This window comes from Streptomyces sp. SID4985 (genome assembly GCF_009863025.1).
In the GTDB taxonomy this organism is placed as follows: Bacteria; Actinomycetota; Actinomycetes; order Streptomycetales; family Streptomycetaceae; genus Streptomyces.
Genome location: NZ_WWIR01000242.1, coordinates 1 through 341 on the forward strand (window position 1 = coordinate 1; position 341 = coordinate 341).

1 protein-coding gene is annotated in these 341 nt (G+C 70.4%); it reads left to right on the forward strand.

Annotated elements, in window-relative coordinates:
• Positions 1–37 precede the first annotated feature (37 nt).
• On the forward strand, positions 38–341 hold a 304-nt coding region (locus GTW40_RS09800; RefSeq protein ID WP_161179774.1), incomplete at its 3' end, for a hypothetical protein.

The window sequence follows — 341 nt, forward strand, 5'->3', positions numbered from 1 at the left end:
GACGACCGTGGCAGCGACCGTCCCTCGTACCCGCGTCGTGACGACGACCGTGGTGGCTTCCGCCGCGACGACCGTCGTGACGACAGCCGTGGCGACCGTCCGTCTTTCCGTCGTGACGACAACCGTGGTGGCGGCGACCGACCGTCCTACCCGCGCCGCGACGACAACCGTGGCGACCGCAGTGGTTTCCGTCGTGACGATCGCGGTGGCGACCGTGGTGGTTTCCGTCGCGATGACCGGGGTGGCGACCGCCCGTCGTACCCCCGTCGGGACGACAACCGTGGTGACCGTGGTGGCTTCCGTCGCGATGACCGCAGCGGTGGTGACCGTCCGTCCTACCC